Annotated in this window: 16 protein-coding genes and 1 tRNA gene; 7 read left to right on the top strand and 10 right to left on the bottom strand. The window is 74.3% G+C overall.

Going from position 1 to position 17,297, the window contains the following annotated elements; translation table 11 throughout:
* Positions 1–238 precede the first annotated feature (238 nt).
* Positions 239–838 (bottom strand): CGNR zinc finger domain-containing protein, encoded by a 600-nt coding sequence (locus ACIG0D_RS10650; protein ID WP_399798303.1) that lies wholly within the window; start codon positions 836–838, stop codon positions 239–241.
* Between the two features lie 60 nt (positions 839–898).
* Here ACIG0D_RS10650 and ACIG0D_RS10655 point away from each other — a divergent pair, with 60 nt between their 5' ends.
* Both ACIG0D_RS10655 and ACIG0D_RS10660 read left to right on the top strand, forming a co-directional pair.
* Positions 899–1,828: an alpha/beta fold hydrolase gene (locus ACIG0D_RS10655; protein WP_399798306.1), complete on the top strand. Its 930-nt coding sequence runs from the start codon at positions 899–901 to the stop codon at positions 1,826–1,828.
* On the top strand, positions 1,825–2,841 hold the full coding sequence (locus tag ACIG0D_RS10660; RefSeq protein WP_399798309.1) for a GNAT family N-acetyltransferase: 1,017 nt from the start codon (positions 1,825–1,827) through the stop codon (positions 2,839–2,841). The genes ACIG0D_RS10655 and ACIG0D_RS10660 overlap by 4 nt, the downstream gene beginning before the upstream one ends.
* Before the next feature lie 170 nt (positions 2,842–3,011).
* Here the strand turns inward: ACIG0D_RS10660 and ACIG0D_RS10665 are convergent, their stop codons facing one another.
* The 3 genes from ACIG0D_RS10665 to ACIG0D_RS10675 are packed head-to-tail and all read right to left on the bottom strand — an operon-like array spanning position 3,012 to position 6,076.
* Positions 3,012–4,016, bottom strand: a complete 1,005-nt coding sequence (locus tag ACIG0D_RS10665; RefSeq protein ID WP_399798311.1) for a Gfo/Idh/MocA family oxidoreductase — start codon at positions 4,014–4,016, stop codon at positions 3,012–3,014.
* A gap of 59 nt (positions 4,017–4,075) precedes the next feature.
* Positions 4,076–4,843 carry an SDR family oxidoreductase gene (locus tag ACIG0D_RS10670; RefSeq protein ID WP_399798314.1) on the bottom strand — a complete coding sequence of 256 codons (768 nt, stop codon included), beginning with the start codon at positions 4,841–4,843 and terminating at the stop codon, positions 4,076–4,078.
* A 15-nt stretch (positions 4,844–4,858) separates the two neighbouring features.
* Positions 4,859–6,076, bottom strand: a complete 1,218-nt coding sequence (locus ACIG0D_RS10675) for a phytanoyl-CoA dioxygenase family protein (RefSeq protein WP_399798316.1) — start codon at positions 6,074–6,076, stop codon at positions 4,859–4,861.
* A gap of 76 nt (positions 6,077–6,152) precedes the next feature.
* Between ACIG0D_RS10675 and ACIG0D_RS10680 the strand changes: the two genes are divergently transcribed.
* Positions 6,153–7,187 carry a LacI family DNA-binding transcriptional regulator gene (locus ACIG0D_RS10680; protein WP_399798318.1) on the top strand — a complete coding sequence of 345 codons (1,035 nt, stop codon included), beginning with the start codon at positions 6,153–6,155 and terminating at the stop codon, positions 7,185–7,187.
* Positions 7,188–7,218: 31 nt separating this feature from the next.
* On the opposite strand, the gene ACIG0D_RS10685 is transcribed toward ACIG0D_RS10680, so the two are convergent.
* Entirely contained in the window at positions 7,219–8,376 is a 1,158-nt protein-coding gene (locus tag ACIG0D_RS10685) for a Gfo/Idh/MocA family protein (RefSeq protein ID WP_399799245.1), read from the bottom strand.
* Between the two features lie 159 nt (positions 8,377–8,535).
* Between ACIG0D_RS10685 and ACIG0D_RS10690 the strand changes: the two genes are divergently transcribed.
* Positions 8,536–9,540: a LacI family DNA-binding transcriptional regulator gene (locus ACIG0D_RS10690; protein ID WP_399798320.1), complete on the top strand. Its 1,005-nt coding sequence runs from the start codon at positions 8,536–8,538 to the stop codon at positions 9,538–9,540.
* Here ACIG0D_RS10690 and ACIG0D_RS10695 read toward each other — a convergent pair.
* Both ACIG0D_RS10695 and ACIG0D_RS10700 read right to left on the bottom strand, forming a co-directional pair.
* A complete protein-coding gene (locus tag ACIG0D_RS10695) occupies positions 9,530–9,874 on the bottom strand; it encodes a cupin domain-containing protein (protein ID WP_399798322.1) in 345 nt (114 codons plus the stop codon). The genes ACIG0D_RS10690 and ACIG0D_RS10695 overlap by 11 nt on opposite strands.
* Before the next feature lie 179 nt (positions 9,875–10,053).
* The gene (locus tag ACIG0D_RS10700; protein WP_399799247.1) at positions 10,054–10,857 is read right to left on the bottom strand and encodes an EamA family transporter; all 804 of its coding nucleotides are present in this window, start codon (positions 10,855–10,857) and stop codon (positions 10,054–10,056) included.
* A 168-nt stretch (positions 10,858–11,025) separates the two neighbouring features.
* Between ACIG0D_RS10700 and ACIG0D_RS10705 the strand changes: the two genes are divergently transcribed.
* Together ACIG0D_RS10705 and ACIG0D_RS10710 are read left to right on the top strand one after the other, a co-directional pair.
* Positions 11,026–11,877 carry a LysR family transcriptional regulator gene (locus ACIG0D_RS10705; protein ID WP_399798324.1) on the top strand — a complete coding sequence of 284 codons (852 nt, stop codon included), beginning with the start codon at positions 11,026–11,028 and terminating at the stop codon, positions 11,875–11,877.
* A 47-nt stretch (positions 11,878–11,924) separates the two neighbouring features.
* Positions 11,925–11,998 (top strand) — tRNA-Pro (locus ACIG0D_RS10710).
* Between the two features lie 255 nt (positions 11,999–12,253).
* Here the strand turns inward: ACIG0D_RS10710 and ACIG0D_RS10715 are convergent.
* A complete protein-coding gene (locus ACIG0D_RS10715; protein WP_399798327.1) occupies positions 12,254–13,342 on the bottom strand; it encodes a M12 family metallopeptidase in 1,089 nt (362 codons plus the stop codon).
* Positions 13,343–13,440: 98 nt separating this feature from the next.
* Here ACIG0D_RS10715 and ACIG0D_RS10720 point away from each other — a divergent pair, with 98 nt between their 5' ends.
* Positions 13,441–15,273 (top strand): LuxR C-terminal-related transcriptional regulator, encoded by a 1,833-nt coding sequence (locus ACIG0D_RS10720; protein WP_399798329.1) that lies wholly within the window; start codon positions 13,441–13,443, stop codon positions 15,271–15,273.
* 103 nt (positions 15,274–15,376) lie between these two features.
* Here the strand turns inward: ACIG0D_RS10720 and ACIG0D_RS10725 are convergent, their stop codons facing one another.
* Together ACIG0D_RS10725 and ACIG0D_RS10730 are read right to left on the bottom strand one after the other, a co-directional pair.
* Positions 15,377–16,567 carry a cytochrome P450 gene (locus ACIG0D_RS10725; protein WP_399798332.1) on the bottom strand — a complete coding sequence of 397 codons (1,191 nt, stop codon included), beginning with the start codon at positions 16,565–16,567 and terminating at the stop codon, positions 15,377–15,379.
* The gene (locus tag ACIG0D_RS10730) at positions 16,564–17,268 is read right to left on the bottom strand and encodes a tRNA-dependent cyclodipeptide synthase (protein ID WP_399798336.1); all 705 of its coding nucleotides are present in this window, start codon (positions 17,266–17,268) and stop codon (positions 16,564–16,566) included. Before ACIG0D_RS10730 ends, ACIG0D_RS10725 begins: the two co-directional genes overlap by 4 nt.
* Between the last annotated feature and the right edge of the window lie 29 nt (positions 17,269–17,297).

Genomic DNA, 17,297 nt, shown 5'->3' on the forward strand with positions numbered 1-17,297 from the left:
GAGGAGCCGGCCGCCGCCGAAGCCGGGGAGACATGCCGCCTCGCCGCGGGCCGAGTCGGCGAGCCGCGAGCGGTGCCGCCGAGCGGGTGCGATCAGTCGACCGTCGCTGGTGTGCGGCCCCCGGGAGTGGCGGCCGGGCACGGCCCCCGGGCGTGGCGGCCGGGCACGGCTCGTCGAAGCGGTCGCCGGTGTCGCGCGCCACCGCGTACGCCCCCGCCGGCGGCACGGTGAGGCACCCTCACGACTCCTTCCGCCGCCGGTAGTGCCGCGCGACGCGGACCCGGTTGCCGCAGCGGGTGGGGGAGCACCAGCGGCGGCGCGGGTGGGCGGGCAGGAACAGCAGGACGCAGTCGTCGGCCGCGCACTCGCGGACCCGGGCGACCGACGGGTCGGCCAGCAGCGCGGCGGCGGACTCCGCGAGCAGCGCGGCCAGCCGGACCCCGAGCGGCCCGGTGCGGCGCGGCGGCGCGACCACCGCCGTACCGTCCCAGACCGGCGCGCGGACCGCCGGGGCGGCGCGCTGGGCGTCGGCGAGTCCGCGCAGCGCGGCCTCGGGTGGCCGCCGCCCCGCCATCAGGGCGCGCAGCGCCGCCTCGGTGTGGTCGCGCACGGCGTGCACCGGCGCGAGGTCGGCTTCGGCGAGGGCGGGGCCGGCCGCTTCCGCGTCCTCGTCCATCCGGCTCGTCTCCTCACCCAGCCGGTCTCCCTGCCTCGCCACCCAGGCGGCGAGTCGGTCGGGGGTGCCGAGCAGGTCCGTACGGCTTCCCCCGCTCAGCGGGCGGGTGTTGACGAGGTCGAGGGGCAGGGGCTCGCCGGTCGGCGGTTCACTGGCGTACACGAACTCTAATGCTACATAAAGCGATTGACGCATTAGAAGGCGTCGGCGTATGACTGACGCATGACAGCCTCGGTGACCGCACCGCGCATCAGCCCGCCCGCCCGTTCCGCACACCGGCACCTGGACGTCGACGGGGTCGACGTCTTCTACCGCGAATCCCTGCCCGACCGTCCGGATGCCCCCGTGCTGCTGCTCCTGCACGGATTCCCGTCCGCCTCCCACCAGTTCCGGCGGCTCATCGACACCCTCGGCCGCCGCCACCGGCTGATCGCGCCGGACTACCCCGGCTTCGGCCACACCCGCGCCCCGGACGGCTTCACCTACACCTTCGAGCGCCTCACCGACGTCGTCGAGGGCTTCACCGAACGGCTCGGCCTGACCCGGTACGCCCTGTACCTCTTCGACTTCGGCGCGCCGGTCGGCCTGCGCCTCGCGCGGCGGCACCCCGAGCGCGTCGCCGGGCTCGTGGTGCAGAACGGCAACGCCTATGACGACGGACTCTCCGCCGCCGCCCGCGCGTTCACCGCCCTGACCCCGGACACCCCCGGCGCCGATCAGACCATCCTGGACCTGTTCACCCTCCCCGCCACCCGCGCCCAGTACGAGGGCGGCACGGCCGACCCGGCGCTCGTCGCGCCCGAGGGCTGGCTGCTCGACCAGCACTTCCTCGACCTGCCCGGCCGCAAGCAGGCCCAACTCGCCCTCGCCTACGACTACAAGAGCAACCTCGCCGCCTACCCGGACTGGCAGGCCTGGCTGCGCACCCACCGCCCGCCGACCCTCATCACCTGGGGCACCGGCGACCCCTTCTTCACCCCCGACGGCGCCCGCGCCTATCTCCGCGACCTGCCCGACGCCGAGCTGCACCTCTTCGGCACCGGGCACTTCGCGCTCGAGGACCACCTGCCCGAGGTCGCCCCGCTGATCGACGGCTTCCTCGACCGCGTCTGGGGCCGGTCCACCGCCCCCGCCGCCCGGGATGCCTCGTGATCGTCCGCACCCTCACCGACACCGACGTCGACCGCGTCCTGCCGCTGCTGCCCCCGGGCCGGACCGGCGTCTGGGCCGACACCGACATCTTCCGGGAACGGCTCGCCTCCGGCGAGTACCGGCCCGAGTGGACCTGGCTCGCGGAGCCCGAGGACGGCGGCGAGCCCTACGCCCTCGCCGTCTGGTGGGGCGGACCCGACGACCCCCTGCCCGCCGCGCTCGACGTACTGAACGTGCGCGACCCCGAGGAGCCCGAGGAGCCCGGGGGCCCCGGAGGCTCCCAAGACCTCAACGGCCCCCACGACCCCGACGACACCCGTACGGAGGCTGCGGCCCGCCTGCTCACCGCCGCGCACACCGCCTTCGCCGAGGCCGGCCAGGACAGCCCGCCCGACTACCACGTGCTGCTCCCCGGCGACTGGCGCGAGCGCCGCGACGCGGTCGCCGCCCTCGGCTGGCGCCGGGAGGCCGCCCGCCGCGCCGGACTCACCGCCTCCCTCGAACGGCTCCGCTTCGAGTGGACCCGCGAGACCGGCGTCCCCAAGCCCTCCGGCCGGCTGCGCTTCCGGGCCGAACCGGACGACGAGGTCTTCGTCGACCTGTTCCGCCGCGTCCTGGAAGGCACCCTCGACGCCGAGTCCGGCACCGGCGCCGCAGCCGTGGGCGCCGAGCGGCAGGCCCGCAAGGACGTCGCCTTCTACCGCGACGAGATGCCCGGCGACCGCTCCTGGTGGCGGATCGCCGAGACCCCGCAGGGCCGGCCGGTCGGCTTCGCGCTGCCCTCCCGCAACACCAGCGTCCACGTCGTCGGCTACCTCGGCGTCCTGCCCGAGCACCGCGGCCGGGGCTACGCGGACGACCTCCTCGCCGAGATCACCCGCTTCCTCGCCGAGGACGCCGGAGCGGACGTCGTACGCGCCGACACCGACCTGGCGAACACCCCGATGGCCGCGGCGTTCACCCGTCTCGGCTACCGCAACTTCGCCCGCCGCCTGGTCCTTTCGGCGCCCTGAGCCCCCCGTCCGCCCGGGTGACCGCCGTCCGGACGCGCTCGGCGGGCGGACGGGCGGCCGGTGTGGAAGATTGCGCACTGAGGGAGGCCGGGTACGGGCTCGCTGTCCCCCACAAAAGTGCTGCTCGGGTGCTCGCCCCCGGCCTCCCTCGCCCGCCTTTCGCCACCGCGTCAGGCGGCGCGGACCTCGTCGACCGTCACCGGCCGGTGCTCGTGCAGCGACCGCGTGCACGCCTCGGCGATCCAGCCCGCCTCCAGGGCGTCCCCGATCGTGCACGGCGAGGGCCGGGTACCGGCCACGACCTCGGTGAACGCGGCGAGTTCGGCGCGGTAGGCAGCGGCGAAGCGGTCCATGAAGAAGTCGTGCGGGACACCGGCCGGGAAGCTCACCCCGGGCTCCACCGAGCGCAGCGGCAGCTTGTCCTCCAGACCGACCGCGATGGAGTCCTCGAAGCCGTGCAGCTCCATCCGCACGTCGTAACCCCGGCCGTTGTGCCGCGAGTTGGAGACGACCGCGATCGTGCCGTCGTCCAGGGTGAGGACGGCACCGGTGGTGTCCGCGTCACCCGCCTCCCGGATGTGGTCGGCGCCCCGGTTCCCGCCGACGGCGTACACCTCGGTCACCTCACGGCCCGTCACCCAGCGGATGATGTCGAAGTCGTGCACGGAGCAGTCCCGGAAGATGCCCCCGGAGGCGGCGATGTACGCGGCGGGCGGCGGCGCCGGGTCCAGCGTGGTGGACCGTACGGTGTGCAGCCGGCCCAGCTCGCCGCCGCGCACGGCGGCGCGGGCGGCGGCGAAACCGGCGTCGAAGCGGCGGTTGTAGCCGATCTGGACCGGTACGCCGCTGCCCTCGACGGCCTTCAGCACCTCGACGCCCTCGCTCATGGTCCGGGCGACGGGCTTCTCGCAGAACACCGGGACACCGGCCTCGACCCCGGCCCGGATCAGCGCGGGGTGGGCGTCCGTCGCGGCCGCGACCACGATGCCGTCCACCCCGGCGGCCAGCAGGGCCTCCGGCGAGTCCACGACCTCGCCGCCGAACCGCTCCGCTGCGGTCTTCGCGGCGTCCGCGAACGGGTCGGTGAGCACCAGCGACTCGACCGCGTCCAGTCGGGACAGGGTCTCGGCGTGGAAGGCGCCGATGCGGCCGAGGCCGAGGATTCCGATACGCATGGGGCTGCTCCTTGAGGAGGGAGGGGGAGGGGAGAGGGGGACGGGGGGTTCAAGAGGAGTCAGTCGAGGGCGCCGAGGACGTTCTGGTCCCAGTCGATCACTGATCCGGTGACCACGCCCGATCGGTCGGACAGCAGGAACACCACGAAGTCGGCGATCTCGTCGGGCTGCCCGAGCCGGCCCATCGGCAGCCGCGCGGCGGCCTGCTCCCGCCAGTCGTCCCCGGCGCCGTGGAAGGCCCGCTGCGTCGCGTCCTCGCCCTCGGTCGCCGTCCAGCCGATGTTCAGGCCGTTGATCCGGATCCGGTCCCAGCGGTGCGCGTGCGCGGCGTTGCGGGTGAGTCCGATCAGGCCGGCCTTCGCGGCGACGTACGGCGCGAGGAACGGCTGGCCGCCGTGCGCGGACGACGTGATGACGTTGACGATCGTGCCGGGCGCCTTGCGGGCCACCATGTCCGCGACGGCCGCCTGCATCGCGAAGAACGGCGCCCGGAGATTGATCGCGACGTGCCGGTCGAACAGCTCGGGTGTGGTGTCGAGCAGGGTGCCACGCGTGGTGAGGCCCGCAGCGTTCACCAGGCAGTCGATCCGGCCGTACGCGTCGACGACCTCCGCCACGACCGACTTGGCCCGCTCGGCGTCGGCCAGGTCGGCCCGGATGAACCTCGCCCTGCCGCCCAGCTCCGCCACCAGCGCCTCACCGGGCCCGGCGCGCCGCCCGGTGACGGCCACGGCCGCGCCCTCGCGGACGGCGGCCCGCGCGACGGCCGCGCCGACACCCTGGCTGCCGCCGTTGACCAGGACGGCCTTGTCGTCGAGAAGTCCCATGGGAACGGGGTCCTTTCAGCTCTGGCGCCGCTCGGCACCGGCCCGCAGCGCGTCCCGCAGCGCCTCGGGGGTCCAGGTCTCCCGCAGCGCTCGCCGGACGACGTCCGCCTGCGAGGGCGGCGCGAGCCCGGCGACCGGCGGGTCGCTGTCGAGGTTGGTCGGGAAGGGGTAGCCGTCGGCGCTCGCCGCGATGACGCGCTCCAGCCACGCCTCGTCAGCCCCCTCGGCCCGCCGCTTCAGCAGCACCGGATAGACCGCGTCGACGATCGCCGCACGGTCGACCGTCTCCATGGCCCGCCCGAACGCGGACGACACCTGGAGGAGGTTGGCCATGCGCCGGATCCCGGCGGAGCGGTTGCTTCCGGCGGCGTGGAACACGGCCGGGTTGAAGAAGACGGCGTCCCCCTGGGCGAGCGGCAGCTGCACGTGGTGCGCGGCGAAGTACTCCTGGAACTCGGGGCGCCGCCAGGCCAGATAGCCCGGCTCGTAGCGCTGCGAGTACGGCAGGTACATCGTCGGCCCGGACTCCACGGGCATGTCGCGGTGGGCGACGGCGCCCTGGAGGGTGAGCGCGGGGGAGAGGCGGTGGACGTGGGCCGGGTAGGCGGCGGCGACCTCGTCGGAGAGGAAGCCCAGGTGGTAGTCGCGGTGCGGGGTCTGCGCCGCGCCGCCCGGGTTGACCACGTTGACCTGCGAGGTGATCTGGTGACCGGGGCCCAGCCAGGCCTCCGCGACGAGCGCCAGCACGTCGTTCGCGTAGTAGTCGGCGAACGCCTCCGGGTCGTACAGCGCCGTCTTCTCCAGCGCGTTCCACACCCGGTCGTTGGCGCCCGGCGCGGCGAAGTGGTCCCCGGCCGCGGCGCCCGCGGCGCGCTGCTCGGCGATCAGCGCGTCGAAGACCTCGCTGACCCGGTCCGCGACCGCGCGGTCCGGGAAGGCACCGCGGAAGACGACGATGCCGGGGCCGTCGGTGAGCACGTGGACCAGTTCGGCCTGCACCGCGCGGCGGTCCCGGCGGTCCTGACGGTCCTGACGGTCCAGGCGGTCACGGAGGCGTCCGGCGTCGTAGACCGGCACGTTCCGCTCCACGGCGGTGGCGTACGGCAGATCGGCGGGGTCCGTGGTCCGCTCGACCAGCGCGCGGAACGCGCCGAGGTCGCAGTCCCGCGCGGACAGCCAGGGGGTGGGGGCCATCGTCGTCCTTTCGGTGACGGGGCGACGGAGTGCTGTCATTCTTGTCAGTACAAACCCCTCGAACAACCAGCAGGAAGCCATCAAAAACCCCTCAAGAGAACTCGAGGAGCCGTGCGTGGGCCATCCCTTCCCCATCCGGGAGATCGCACGTCAGGCCGGGCTGAGCGAGGCCACCGTCGACCGCGTCCTCAACGGGCGCGGCGGGGTGCGCCCGAGCACCGCGCAGGAGGTTCACCGGGCCATCGCCGACCTGGACCGGCAGCGCACCCAGGTCCGGCTCGTCGGCCGCACCTTCATGATCGACATCGTGATGCAGGCGCCGGAGCGGTTCTCCACCGCCGTGCGCACCGCCCTGGAGGCCGAACTGCCCGGACTGCACCCGGCCGTGGTGCGCTCCCGCTTCCACTTCCGCGAGACCGGCCCCGTCGAGGAACAGCTCGCCACCCTGGACCGGATCGCCCGGCGCGGCTCACAGGGCGTGATCCTCAAGGCGCCGGACGTCCCCGAGGTCACCGCCGCCGTCGCCCGGCTGGCCGCCACCGGCATCCCGGTGGTCACCCTCGCCACCGACCTGCCCGCCAGCGCCCGCATCGGCTACGTCGGCATCGACAACCGCGCGGCCGGCGCCACCGCCGCCTACCTCATGGGCCAGTGGCTGGGCGACCGGCCCGCGCACGTCCTGACCAGCCTCAGCAGCGGCTTCTTCCGCAACGAGGAGGAGCGTGAGATGGGCTTCCGCGCCACCATGCGCGCCCGGCACCCCGGCCGCACCCTCGTCGAGATCACCGAGGGCCAGGGCCTCGACGCCACCCAGTACGACCTCGTCCGCGCCGCCCTCGAACGCGACCCCGAGATCCGCGCGGTCTACTCGATCGGCGGCGGCAACGTCGCCACCCTCCAGGCCTTCCACGACCTCGGCCGCGAGTGCGCCGTCTTCCTCGCCCACGACCTCGACCACGACAACACGCGCCTGCTGCGCGAGCACCGCCTGTCCGCCGTCCTGCACCACGACCTCCGCCACGACCTCCGCGAGGCCTGCCACCGGATCATGCGCGCCCACGGCGCCCTCCCACCCGCCGCCCCACCGCTCCCGTCCCCCATCCAGGTGGTCACCCCGTACAACATGCCGCCGGAGGCGACGACGGGCTGAGGCGGAAGGCTCCGGCGGGCGGCCATCCCGCTCACCCCTCCACCGGCACCCAGCTCCCGGCCCGCGCCGACAAGGTCATCGCGTCCAGTACGGCAGCGCTGCGCACCGCGTCCGTGACGGTGGCGCCGAGGGGGCTGTCCTCGGCGATGGAGCGCAGGAAGCGGTGGGCCTCGATCACCTTCAGGTCGTCATAGCCCATGGCGTTGGCCGCGCCCGGCTGGAACGCGCCGAACTCGCCGTCGCCGGGGCCGACGTACACGGTGCTCACCGGCTGGTCCTGGTACCGGTCGCCGCGGCAGACGCCCAGCTCGTTCATGCGGCGGAAGTCCCAGAACACGGCGCCCCGGGTGCCGTGCACCTCGAAGCCGTAGGTGTTCTGCTCGCCGACCGAGACCCGGCAGGCCTCCAGGACGCCGCGCGCGCCGGAGGCGAAGCGCAGCAGGCAGTTCACGTAGTCCTCGTTCTCGACGCGGCCCGGCTCCCCGCCGGCGGCGAGGGTGTGACCCGCGGTGGCGCCGACCGGGCGGGCCCGCTCCGGGACGAAGATCGCGGTGTCGGCCACCAGGGAGGTGATGTCGCCGAGCAGGAAGCGAGCCAGGTCGGCGCCGTGCGAGGCGAGGTCGCCGAGCACCCCGCTGCCGCCCCGCTCACGTTCGTAACGCCAGGTCAGCGCCCCCCGCGGGTGGGCCGCGTAGTCGCTGAACAGCCGGATGCGGACGTGGGTCACGGTGCCGATCTCGCCGGAGGCGATCAGCTCGCGGGCGGTCTCGACGGCCGGCGCGTTGCGGTAGTTGAAGCCCACCGCGCTGCGCACCCCCGCCGCGGCCACCGCGTCCGCCACCGCGCGGGCGTCCTCGGCGGTCAGACCCACCGGCTTCTCGATCCAGAGGTGCTTGCCCGCCTCCGCCATCGCCACCCCGATCTCGCGGTGCAGGAAGTTCGGCGCGGTGACGCTGACCGCCCGCACGCGCGGATCCGCGGCCACCTCCCGCCAGTCGCGCACCGCGGAGGCGAACCCGAACTGCTCCGCCGCCTCCTCGGCCCGGCCCGGCACCTCGTCGGCGACCGCCACCAGCTCCGGCCGCAGCGGCAGCCGCGGATAGTGGTGCCGCACCCGGGCGTAGGCCTGGGTGTGCACCCGGCCCATCCAGCCGAACCCGACGACGCCGACGCCCAGCGTGTCACCCACCATGACAGCCCCTCTCAAGCCCCGGCCCGAGCCCCTCTTTGGACCGGTCCATTTTTCTCGGCCCGCCCACCTTGGGTGGCGCGTTCCCGGCTGTCAAGCCTTCTCCCGGTCTCACCGCGCCTTTGACAGGGCAGCCACCCTCATGGAACGGTCCATCGCATGAGACCGCCGACCATCCGCGACGTCGCCGAACACGCCGGAGTCTCCAAATCGCTGGTCTCGCTGGTGCTGCGCGGCTCGCCGCAGGTGCGGCCCGAGAAGCGGGACGCCGTGCTGCGGGCCGTGCGGGAGCTGGGCTACCGGCCGAACGCCGCCGCCCGCACCCTCAGCGAGCAGCGCTCCCGCACGATCGGCGTCCTCCTGCACGACCTGCGCAACCCCTGGTACGTCGACCTGCTCGAAGGCCTCAACTCGGTCCTGCACACCGCCGGTCTGCGCACCGTCCTCGCCGACGCCCGCCTCAACCGCCGCACCGGACAGGACCCGGCGGGCCCCTTCCTGGACCTCGGCGTGGACGGTCTCGTCGTCGTCGGCACCCTTCCCGACCCGGCCGCGCTCGGCCCGGCCGCCGCCCGCATACCCGTCGTCGTGGCCGGGGCCCGCGAGACCGTGCCGCCCGGCGTGGACCTGGTCGCCGGCGACGACACCCGGGGCGCGCGGCTCGTCACCGAGCACATCGTCGGGCTCGGCCACCGCCGCATCGCGCACATCGCGGGCTACGGCGCCGTCGGCGAACTGCGCCGCCGCAGCTTCGAGGCGACCATGCGGGACCACGGCCTGGCCGCGGACGCGCTGGTCGAACCCAGCGACATGACGGAGGAGGGCGGCTACCGGGCGACCGTACGGCTCCTCGGCCGCGCCGACCGGCCCACCGCCGTACTGGCCGTCAACGACATCGCAGCCGTCGGCGCCCTGTCCGCGGCGGCCGAGCTGGGCCTGCGCGTGCCGCACGACCTCTCCGTGACCGGCTACGACAACACGGCCGTCGCCCGGCTGCGCCACCTGTGGCTGACCACCGTCGACCACGCCGGACACGAGGTCGGCCGCCACGCGGCCCGCTGCCTCCTGGACCGCTTCGAGCGGCCGGGCGGCGCGGGCCGTACGCACCTGGCCGCGCCGACACTGGAGATCAGGGGCACGACCGCCCCACCGCTCACAGGTTGATCGCGTACGCCTTGCGCAGCGTCTCGTGCACCGTCCACGTCGTACGGTCGCCCTCGCGCAGCACCGCCATGTCGCCCGGCCCGACCCTCAGCGTCGGCCCGCCCTCGACCTCGATCGTCGCCGACCCGCTGATCACCACGAACAGCTCGTCCGCCTCGGTGTCGGTCACGACACCCGGCGTGATCTGCCAGATGCCGCGCACCTGGCGGCCGTCCGCCGACTCCCACACCACCTTCCCGGTCACCTCGGGCGTCCCGGAGACGATCTGCCCGGGCTCCAGCGGCTCGGGCTCGAGCGCGGCGTCGGGGATGTGAACAACGAAACCATGGGTCATACGGCCGACCCTAGCCAGCCCGCACCCCGCCCCGGCGCCGACAGAGTGTGCGGGATCGGCCCCCACGGCCGGACACTTCGTCGCGCGGCGGCCGGGCACTGGGCCGCGTGGCGGCCGGACACTGGGTCGCGCGGCGGCCGGGCACTCCGTCGTACGGCGGCCGGACGCGTCGGCGCCCCTCACGCCCGCCGGGTCAGCATGCTCACCGCGTTGGCGGTGACGACGGCTGCGATCCCGGCGCACTCCCACCCGCCCAGGCCCTCGCCGAGGACGACCCACCCCACCACCGCCGCCAGCACCGGATTGACGCTCATGAACAGCCCGAACGTCTGCGCCGGGACGTGCCGCAGGGTCAGCAGATCGGCGAGATAGGGCACGGCGGAGGACAGCACCCCGGCCGCGACCGCGCAGGCCACCGCCGCCGCGCCCGGCGGCCGGTGCGCCACGACCAGCAACCCGACCGGCAGGAACAGCACCGCCGACACCCCGGCCGCGGCGGCCGCCCCCTGCGCGCCGGGCAGCCGGGTGCCGATCGTGCGGTTGAGCAGGATGTACGACGCCCAGCACGCCGCCGCCAGCAGACCGAGCCCCATCCCCAGGTAGTCCGCGGAGGGCCGCGGACGCATCAGCACGACCACGCCCGCCGCAGCGAGCACCGCGCAACAGGCGTCCAGCCGACGGCGTACGGCGGCCAGCGCGATGGTCAGCGGCCCCAGGAACTCCAGGGTCACCGCGAGCCCGAGGCCGATCCGGTCGACGGCGCTGTACAGACTCAGGTTCATCGTGCCGAACACCACGGCCAGCAGCAGCACCGGCCACCACTGCCGCCAGGTGAACTCCCGCAGCCGGGGCCGGGCGAGCGGCAGCAGCACGGCGGCGGCGACGTACTGCCGTACCGCGACCACCCCGACCGGGCCGAGCACCGGGAAGGCCAGGGCGCCCACGGCGGCGCCCGTCTGGTTGGACAGACCGCTGCCGAGCATGGCGGCGACGCCGGCCAGTCGCCTTCGCCCGGGCGTGACGGTGTCAGGGGATATGCGCGACCAGCGCGATGCGGAAGCGGAGGCGGAAGCTGTGCCCATGCGCCGCATCGTGCGCGCACCCAGGGCTTGCGCAAAATGCATGTACCGTCCGATCCATACGCTTGACGCATGGATGTGGAACTCCGCCATCTGCGCTGCCTCGTCGCCATCGCCGACGAGGGCACCTTCACCGACGCCGCGCTCGCGCTCGGCGTCTCCCAGGCGGCCGTCTCGCGGACGCTCGCCGCGCTGGAACGCGCCCTCGGCGTGCGGCTGCTGCGGCGCACCTCCCGCGCGGTGACGCCGACGGCGACCGGACAGCGGGTCCTGGCGCACGCCCGGCGGGTGCTGGCCGAGGTGGACGACCTGGTCCGGGACGCCACCACCGGCCGGGACGAGCTGCGGATCGGCTACGCCTGGGCGGCACTCGGCCGCCACACCCTGCCCTTCCAGCGCCGCTGGGGCGCCGCCCACCCGGAGACCGGACTGCACCTGGTGCGCGTCAACTCGCCCACCGCCGGGTTGCTGGAGGGCATGTGCGACCTCGCCGTGGTCCGCCGGACGCTCGACGACCGGCGCTTCGACTCCGCGATCGTCGGCCTGGAGCGGCGGCTGTGCGCGATGGCCGCCGACGACCCGCTGGCCCGGCGCCGCTCGGTGCGGCTGGCCGACCTCGCCGGGCGCGTGCTGCTGGTGGACCGCCGCACCGGCACCGCCACCCCGGAGCTGTGGCCGCCGGACGACCGCCCGGCGACCGAGGAGATCCACGACGTCGACGACTGGCTCACCGTCATCGCCACCGGCCGGTGCATCGGCGTGACCGCCGAGTCCACCGCGAACCAGTACCGGCGGCCCGGCGTGGTCTACCGCCCGGTGCGGGACGCCGAGCCGGTCGCCGTGCGCCTGGCCTGGTGGCGTGACGATCCGCACCCGGCCGGCCAGGCGGTGCTGGAACTGCTCACCGAGCTGTATCGGGGATGAGGTAGGCTTGACCTGCACGATCACGCGGGAGACCGCGGGTCGGCCGCCGGGACGTGGCGCAGCTTGGTAGCGCACTTGACTGGGGGTCAAGGGGTCGCAGGTTCAAATCCTGTCGTCCCGACACGGCGAAGGGCCCTCACAGGCGAACCTGTGAGGGCCCTTTCTCATCCCCCGTTCCTTTCCCCCGTTGTTTCCCCCGTGTCTCCCCCGTTGTTTCCCCCGCGTCCCCCGTTGTCCCCGTTGCTTCCCCCGTGCTCACGTCCCCCGTGAACTGACGCGGTCGAACACGTCACCCCTCCCCCGAAGGGGTGACGTGCTCGACCGCTCCCCCGGTGCCGGACTGCGGTCTGGCGCCCGTGTGCGGTCGTACGGCCCGTCACCAGCACATGACGGCCGTCTCGCCCGAACCCCACGCGGAGTACAGGCGCACACGGACGAAGTAGCGGCGGCCCTTGACGAGCCGGGCCCGGACGGTGGCGTTGGCGGGTGTGCCGCCGTCGTCGTGGGCGGTGAGATAGCGCGGTTCGCCGTCGCGTTCCTCGAAGACCACGACGACGGTGTCGGCGGCGCCGAAGACCCCCACGCTGTACTCGCGGGTCTCCGGCGGCTCGACGGTGAAGTCGGCCTGCCCGCCGCTCTCGAGACGCAGCGCCGCCGACCGGAAGGGCACCAGCGGCTGCGCCACGGCCGCCGGCGGATACCAGCGCAGCGCGAACTCCTTGTCCGCGGCGGACAGCGTGCCCGGCGGATGCAGCCCCGCACGATACTGCTCCGGCTCCAGGATCAGCCCCGGCGGGAACGGATACTCCATGATCGACTGCGGGTCCCAGACCGCGCCGTTCACCTCGTCCCGGTCCAGCTTCCGCAGAATGTTGACGTAGGTCCGGTCCCGGCTCCAGAAGTTGGGCGGGCCGGCCAGCTCCTCGTACACGGCCTCGTCGTCCCAGTGGAGCCCGGCGCACGGGTTCTGGTGCTCGTGCGTCATGCCCAGCGCGTGCCCGATCTCGTGCAGGGCCGTCGCGCGCTCCCCGGGCGCGGTCAGGTCCCAGCCGAAGTTCATCGTGCGCTCGCGCAGACCGACCCGCAGGGCGTCCCGGCCCACGAGCGACCAGGAGCCGCCGCCCGGCTGGAAGCCGATGCGCAGCTCCGCCTCCGAGCGGTCGCCCACCTCGGCGAAGGTCAGGCCGATCCCCAGGTCCCGCCACTCGTCGAAGCACTCGCGGACGACGTCCTGCTGCTCCTTGGTGCCCGCCCACGACACCCGCCGGGTCTCCCCGGTCCCCGGCACGGGGATCACGGAGCCGTCGGCGCCTTCGGAGTCGTCCGTGAAGAACCAGTAGTGCAGCACGGTGCCGTTGACCCACATCCGGTGACCCCGGACGAGCGCACCGATCCGCTCGGCGGCCAGCCCCGGCGCGAAGGCGGGGTCGGGCTGCTGCGCGAGGGAGCAGTAGCGTGCGGTCATGGACCCAGAGTGGGGCCGGAGGGGCTCCGGGCGCCTGAGTCGGGGTCTACTCAAGTGCCCCTGTATCAGGACTGAGTAGCGCGGCTCCTGTAGACGTGATGACTTACGAACAGGACGCGAAGACCCTTCGGCTGCCCTGGCCGTTCACCGGCCGCGAGGACGAACTGGAGCTGGTCCGCCGCTCGCAGACGGCCGGGCGGCACGGCATCGTGGTCACCGGCCCGTCGGGCGTGGGCAAGACCCGGCTGGTCACCGAGGCACTACGCGGCACCGACTGCGCCCGCGCCGCCGGCACCCCCGACTCCCGCGGCATCCCCTTCGCCGCGTTCGCGCACCTGCTGCCCGAGTCCGTCACCCTGTCCCGCGCGGTGCGCCTGCTCTCCGGCGTACGGCTGCTGCTGGTCGACGACGCGCACTGGCTGGACGACGCCTCCGCCGCCCTCGTCCACCAGCTCGCCGTCCACGGCCGCACCCGGCTGGTGGTCGTCGTCACCGACGGCACCCCGGCACCCGCCGCGGTGGCCCGGCTGTGGACCGGCGAACTGCTGCCCCGCCTCGCCCTGGAGCCGCTGCCCGCCGAGGAGACCGCGCGGCTCGCCGCCGCGGGCGCGGGCCGGGCGCTGGAACCGCTCACCGCGCGCCGGCTGCACCGGCTGTGCAGCGGCGATCTGCGACTGCTGCGCGATCTGCTGGGCGCCGTGCGCGACGGCGGGCTGCTCAGCCGCGTACCGGACACCGACACCTGGGCGTGGCGCGGCCCCGTGCCGGTCACCCCGGCCGTCCGCGAGCGCACCGCGCCGGTCCTCGACCGCACCGACCCCGACGAGCGGGAGACCCTCGACCGGCTGGCCTTCGCCGAGCCCCTGGCGGTCGACCCCGACGCGTTCGACCTGAGCGTCCTCGAACGCCTGGAGGCGGCCGGCCTGATCCACCTCGACGAGTGCCACCGCGTCCGGCTCGCCCACCCCCTGTACGGCCCGGCGCTGCGGGCCACGGCCGGCCGGCTGCGGGCCCGCAGGCTGGGCGGCACCCCCGACCGGTACGCCTCCGCGCTCGCCGCCGAGACCGCCACGCTGGCCCGCCGGATCGCCGACGCGGACGTCCGGACGCTGCCGGCCCCCGTGGGGGAGTGGCTGGCGGGGGAGGGCCACCCGGTGCCGCCCGCCTACGCCGCCGTGCGCGCCCGGTACGCCCGGCTGCGGGGCGAGCTGACCGAGGCCGCGACGTGGGCCCGCGAAGGGCTGCGGGCCGGCGCGGACGACCCCTCCTGCCGTACCGAACTCGCCCTGGCCGTCGCGCAGTCGGCGGGCTCCACGGTGGCACCGGACGCCCACGGCGGGCGTACGGCACACGGGCCGGTGGCGGTGCGGCCGGCCGCGGCGCGGGCCGCGGAGGAGGCGGACGCCGGCGAAGACGTCCCCGGCGACGACGTCCTCGCGCTGTACGACGCCGTGCGCCTCGGCGCCCCGGAGTCGGTGCTGGGCCGGCTGCCCGCCGGGAGTGTCTTCGCCGAGCACGCCGCCGCCCTCGCCCGCCGCGACGGGCCCGCCCTGGACCGGGTGGCCGCCCGCCTGGAGGAGCGCGGCCTGCTGCTGTTCGCCGCCGAGGCGTACGCCCAGGCCGTCCCCGCGCACCGCGACCCCGGCGCGGCCCGCAGGGCCCGCACCCGGGCCGTCGCCCTGGCCCGCCGCTGCCCCGGCGCGCGGACGCCCGCGCTGTCGGGGCTGGTGCTCGGTGAACTGACCGCCCGGCAGAGGCAGATCGTCACCCTGGCCGCCGCCGGGCTCAGCAACCGGCAGATCGCCGAACGGCTCACCCTCTCCGTCCGCACCGTCGGCAACCACCTCTACAGCGCCTACGCCCGCCTCGGGGCGAGCGACCGCGGATCGCTGCCGTGGCTCGTGGAGCTGCCGCAGGCCCAGTCCGCCTGACGGCACGCGGCCTTAAGGGCGAGCGGACGCCGGGCGGGCCCGGAGAGCGCCGGACCCCGGGGCACGGAACCACCCCGGGGTCCGGTCGCTCACGGCCGCCGCGTCACCACCGGACGGGCAGCCGCTCCGGGACGCGCTTCATGAACCCGGTCCGCCACACCAGTTGCTCGACCGGCACGGCCAGATCCAGTCGCGGCATACGGTCCAGCAGCACGCGGAGGGCGACCTCGGCGTGCTTCTTGCCGAGGGCGGTGGCCGGGCAGTAGTGGCCACCGCCGCCGAACGACAGGTGCGTGCCCGCGTTGGGCCGCTCCAGCCGGATCGCGCGCGGGTCGTCGTACTGGTCCGGGTCGTGGTTGGCGGCCTCGACCAGGACCAGCACCAGCTCGCCCCGGCGCACGGTGACATCACCGAGCCGTATGTCGTCGAGCGCGATCCTCGGCAGCCCGTCGGCGATGGACAGGTTGACGCGCAGCAACTCGTCGACGGCGGTGGGGATCAGGCCCGGCTCGGCGGCCAGCCGGTCCCGCACCTCGTGGTCGAGCAGCAGCGTCACGCACATCATCGTCAGCGCGCCCATGACCGAGATCACCCCGGCGCCGAACATGGTCACGCCGACGGTCGCGAACATCTCGTCCGACACGTGCGCGTACTCCGGGGTGCCGCGCAGCCCGGCGAGTTCGCCCATCAGGCCGGTGGTGTCCGGGTCGTCGAGGCGGCCCTTCATGTACGCGATGTCGCGGTCCCAGTTGAGCGCGGCGGCGGGTATCGGACGGGGACTGTTCATGAACGCCACGTGCAGGCTGCGGTAGAGGCGGTCCGCGTCCTCCATGGGGATGCCGAGCAGGCGGCAGTGCAGCCCGGTGGAGTACGGCACCGTGAAGTCCCGCCGCAGGTCGGCGGGTGCGCCCTCGGCGAGCATGCGGTCGGCGAGCTGCCCGGCGTACCGCTCCATCCAGTCGGCGTGCGCCTTGGGGTTGATGGCGCGCATCACCGCGCGGCGCAGTCCGGCGCCGGTGATGTTGCCCATGTTGTTGACGACCTCCGGCGGAATGGTCAGCGCGTACTGGCGCGGCACCCCGGGAGCGGAGGTCTCCTTGAGACTGAACCGGTCGTCCTCCAGCACCTGCTTGCACAGGGCGTGCGAGGACACCAGCCAGGCGACGTCCCCGGCGATGGTGCGCACCCGGGTCACCGGGCGGTCGCGCAGCAGGGAGGGGACTTCGTCCGGGAGGCGGTCACCGCGCGGCGAGAACGGGAAGTCGAGCAGACCGGTGTCGGTTGCGGTGGTCACTGGGCGTCCTCCGGAGCGGTGAGAGCGATGATGCCGTGGCCCTGGTTGCGGGATGCGCGCAGCCCGTGCCCCGGTCCGTAGAGAAGGTCCGCCAGCGGCAGTACTTGGTGGTAGCAGTTGAGTGAGGAGGCGACGCCGAAGATCGCCGGCGAGTCGATGAAGAGGGGCAGTTCGGCGAGTATGTAGCGGGTGCACACCTCACGTTGCCGGTCGGTGGCGTCCCGGCCGGTGACCTTGTCCCGGAGGAACCGGTCGACCAGGCCGGCGACCGTGGCCGCGAGCGCGGCGTCGCCGGTCATCAGCGTCTCGACGTGCCGGCTGAGTCGCCGGTACTCGGGCCGGCCCGTGAGCGCGGACACGGGCTGTGCCCGTACCCGGGCCCCGTCGGGGTCGACGGCCAGGGCGGCGTTGGAGACTTTGGCGCGTACCCCGCGCAGGTTCTTGACCGCCTTGCGTCGGGCGTCGTCGGGCGCGTAGCCCAGGGCCTCGTACATGTCGGCGATGTACAGGTCCGTATAGACGAGGTCGACGCGGGCGAACCGTTCGGCCGCCCAGTGGGCGAGGCCGGTCACGGTCTCCGCGGTGAAGAAGCTGTTGCCGGGCGAGACGCCGATGACGGCGTGCTGCGCTTCCTGTTCGATCACCCGGCAGTGTGAGGTGTACGGCCGCACGGTGAATATGTCGGTCGCGATGGTCGTCAAGAGGACGATTCCCTTATCGAGCCACTAGT

It is taken from the genome of Streptomyces sp. NPDC052773 (genome assembly GCF_044547145.1).
Lineage (GTDB): Bacteria > Actinomycetota > Actinomycetes > Streptomycetales > Streptomycetaceae > Streptomyces.

Excerpts from the sequence above, each read along its gene's own strand:
- ACIG0D_RS10715 (WP_399798327.1), bottom strand. The coding sequence starts at position 13,342 with ATGACCGCACGCTACTGCTCCCTCGCGCAGCAGCCCGACCCCGCCTTC.
- ACIG0D_RS10695 (WP_399798322.1), bottom strand. The coding sequence starts at position 9,874 with ATGACCCATGGTTTCGTTGTTCACATCCCCGACGCCGCGCTCGAGCCC.
- ACIG0D_RS10670 (WP_399798314.1), bottom strand. The coding sequence starts at position 4,843 with ATGGGACTTCTCGACGACAAGGCCGTCCTGGTCAACGGCGGCAGCCAG.
- ACIG0D_RS10720 (WP_399798329.1), top strand. The coding sequence starts at position 13,441 with ATGACTTACGAACAGGACGCGAAGACCCTTCGGCTGCCCTGGCCGTTC.
- ACIG0D_RS10690 (WP_399798320.1), top strand. The coding sequence starts at position 8,536 with ATGAGACCGCCGACCATCCGCGACGTCGCCGAACACGCCGGAGTCTCC.
- ACIG0D_RS10655 (WP_399798306.1), top strand. The coding sequence starts at position 899 with ATGACAGCCTCGGTGACCGCACCGCGCATCAGCCCGCCCGCCCGTTCC.
- ACIG0D_RS10705 (WP_399798324.1), top strand. The coding sequence starts at position 11,026 with ATGGATGTGGAACTCCGCCATCTGCGCTGCCTCGTCGCCATCGCCGAC.
- ACIG0D_RS10675 (WP_399798316.1), bottom strand. The coding sequence starts at position 6,076 with ATGACAGCACTCCGTCGCCCCGTCACCGAAAGGACGACGATGGCCCCC.
- ACIG0D_RS10700 (WP_399799247.1), bottom strand. The coding sequence starts at position 10,857 with ATGCTCGGCAGCGGTCTGTCCAACCAGACGGGCGCCGCCGTGGGCGCC.
- ACIG0D_RS10665 (WP_399798311.1), bottom strand. The coding sequence starts at position 4,016 with ATGCGTATCGGAATCCTCGGCCTCGGCCGCATCGGCGCCTTCCACGCC.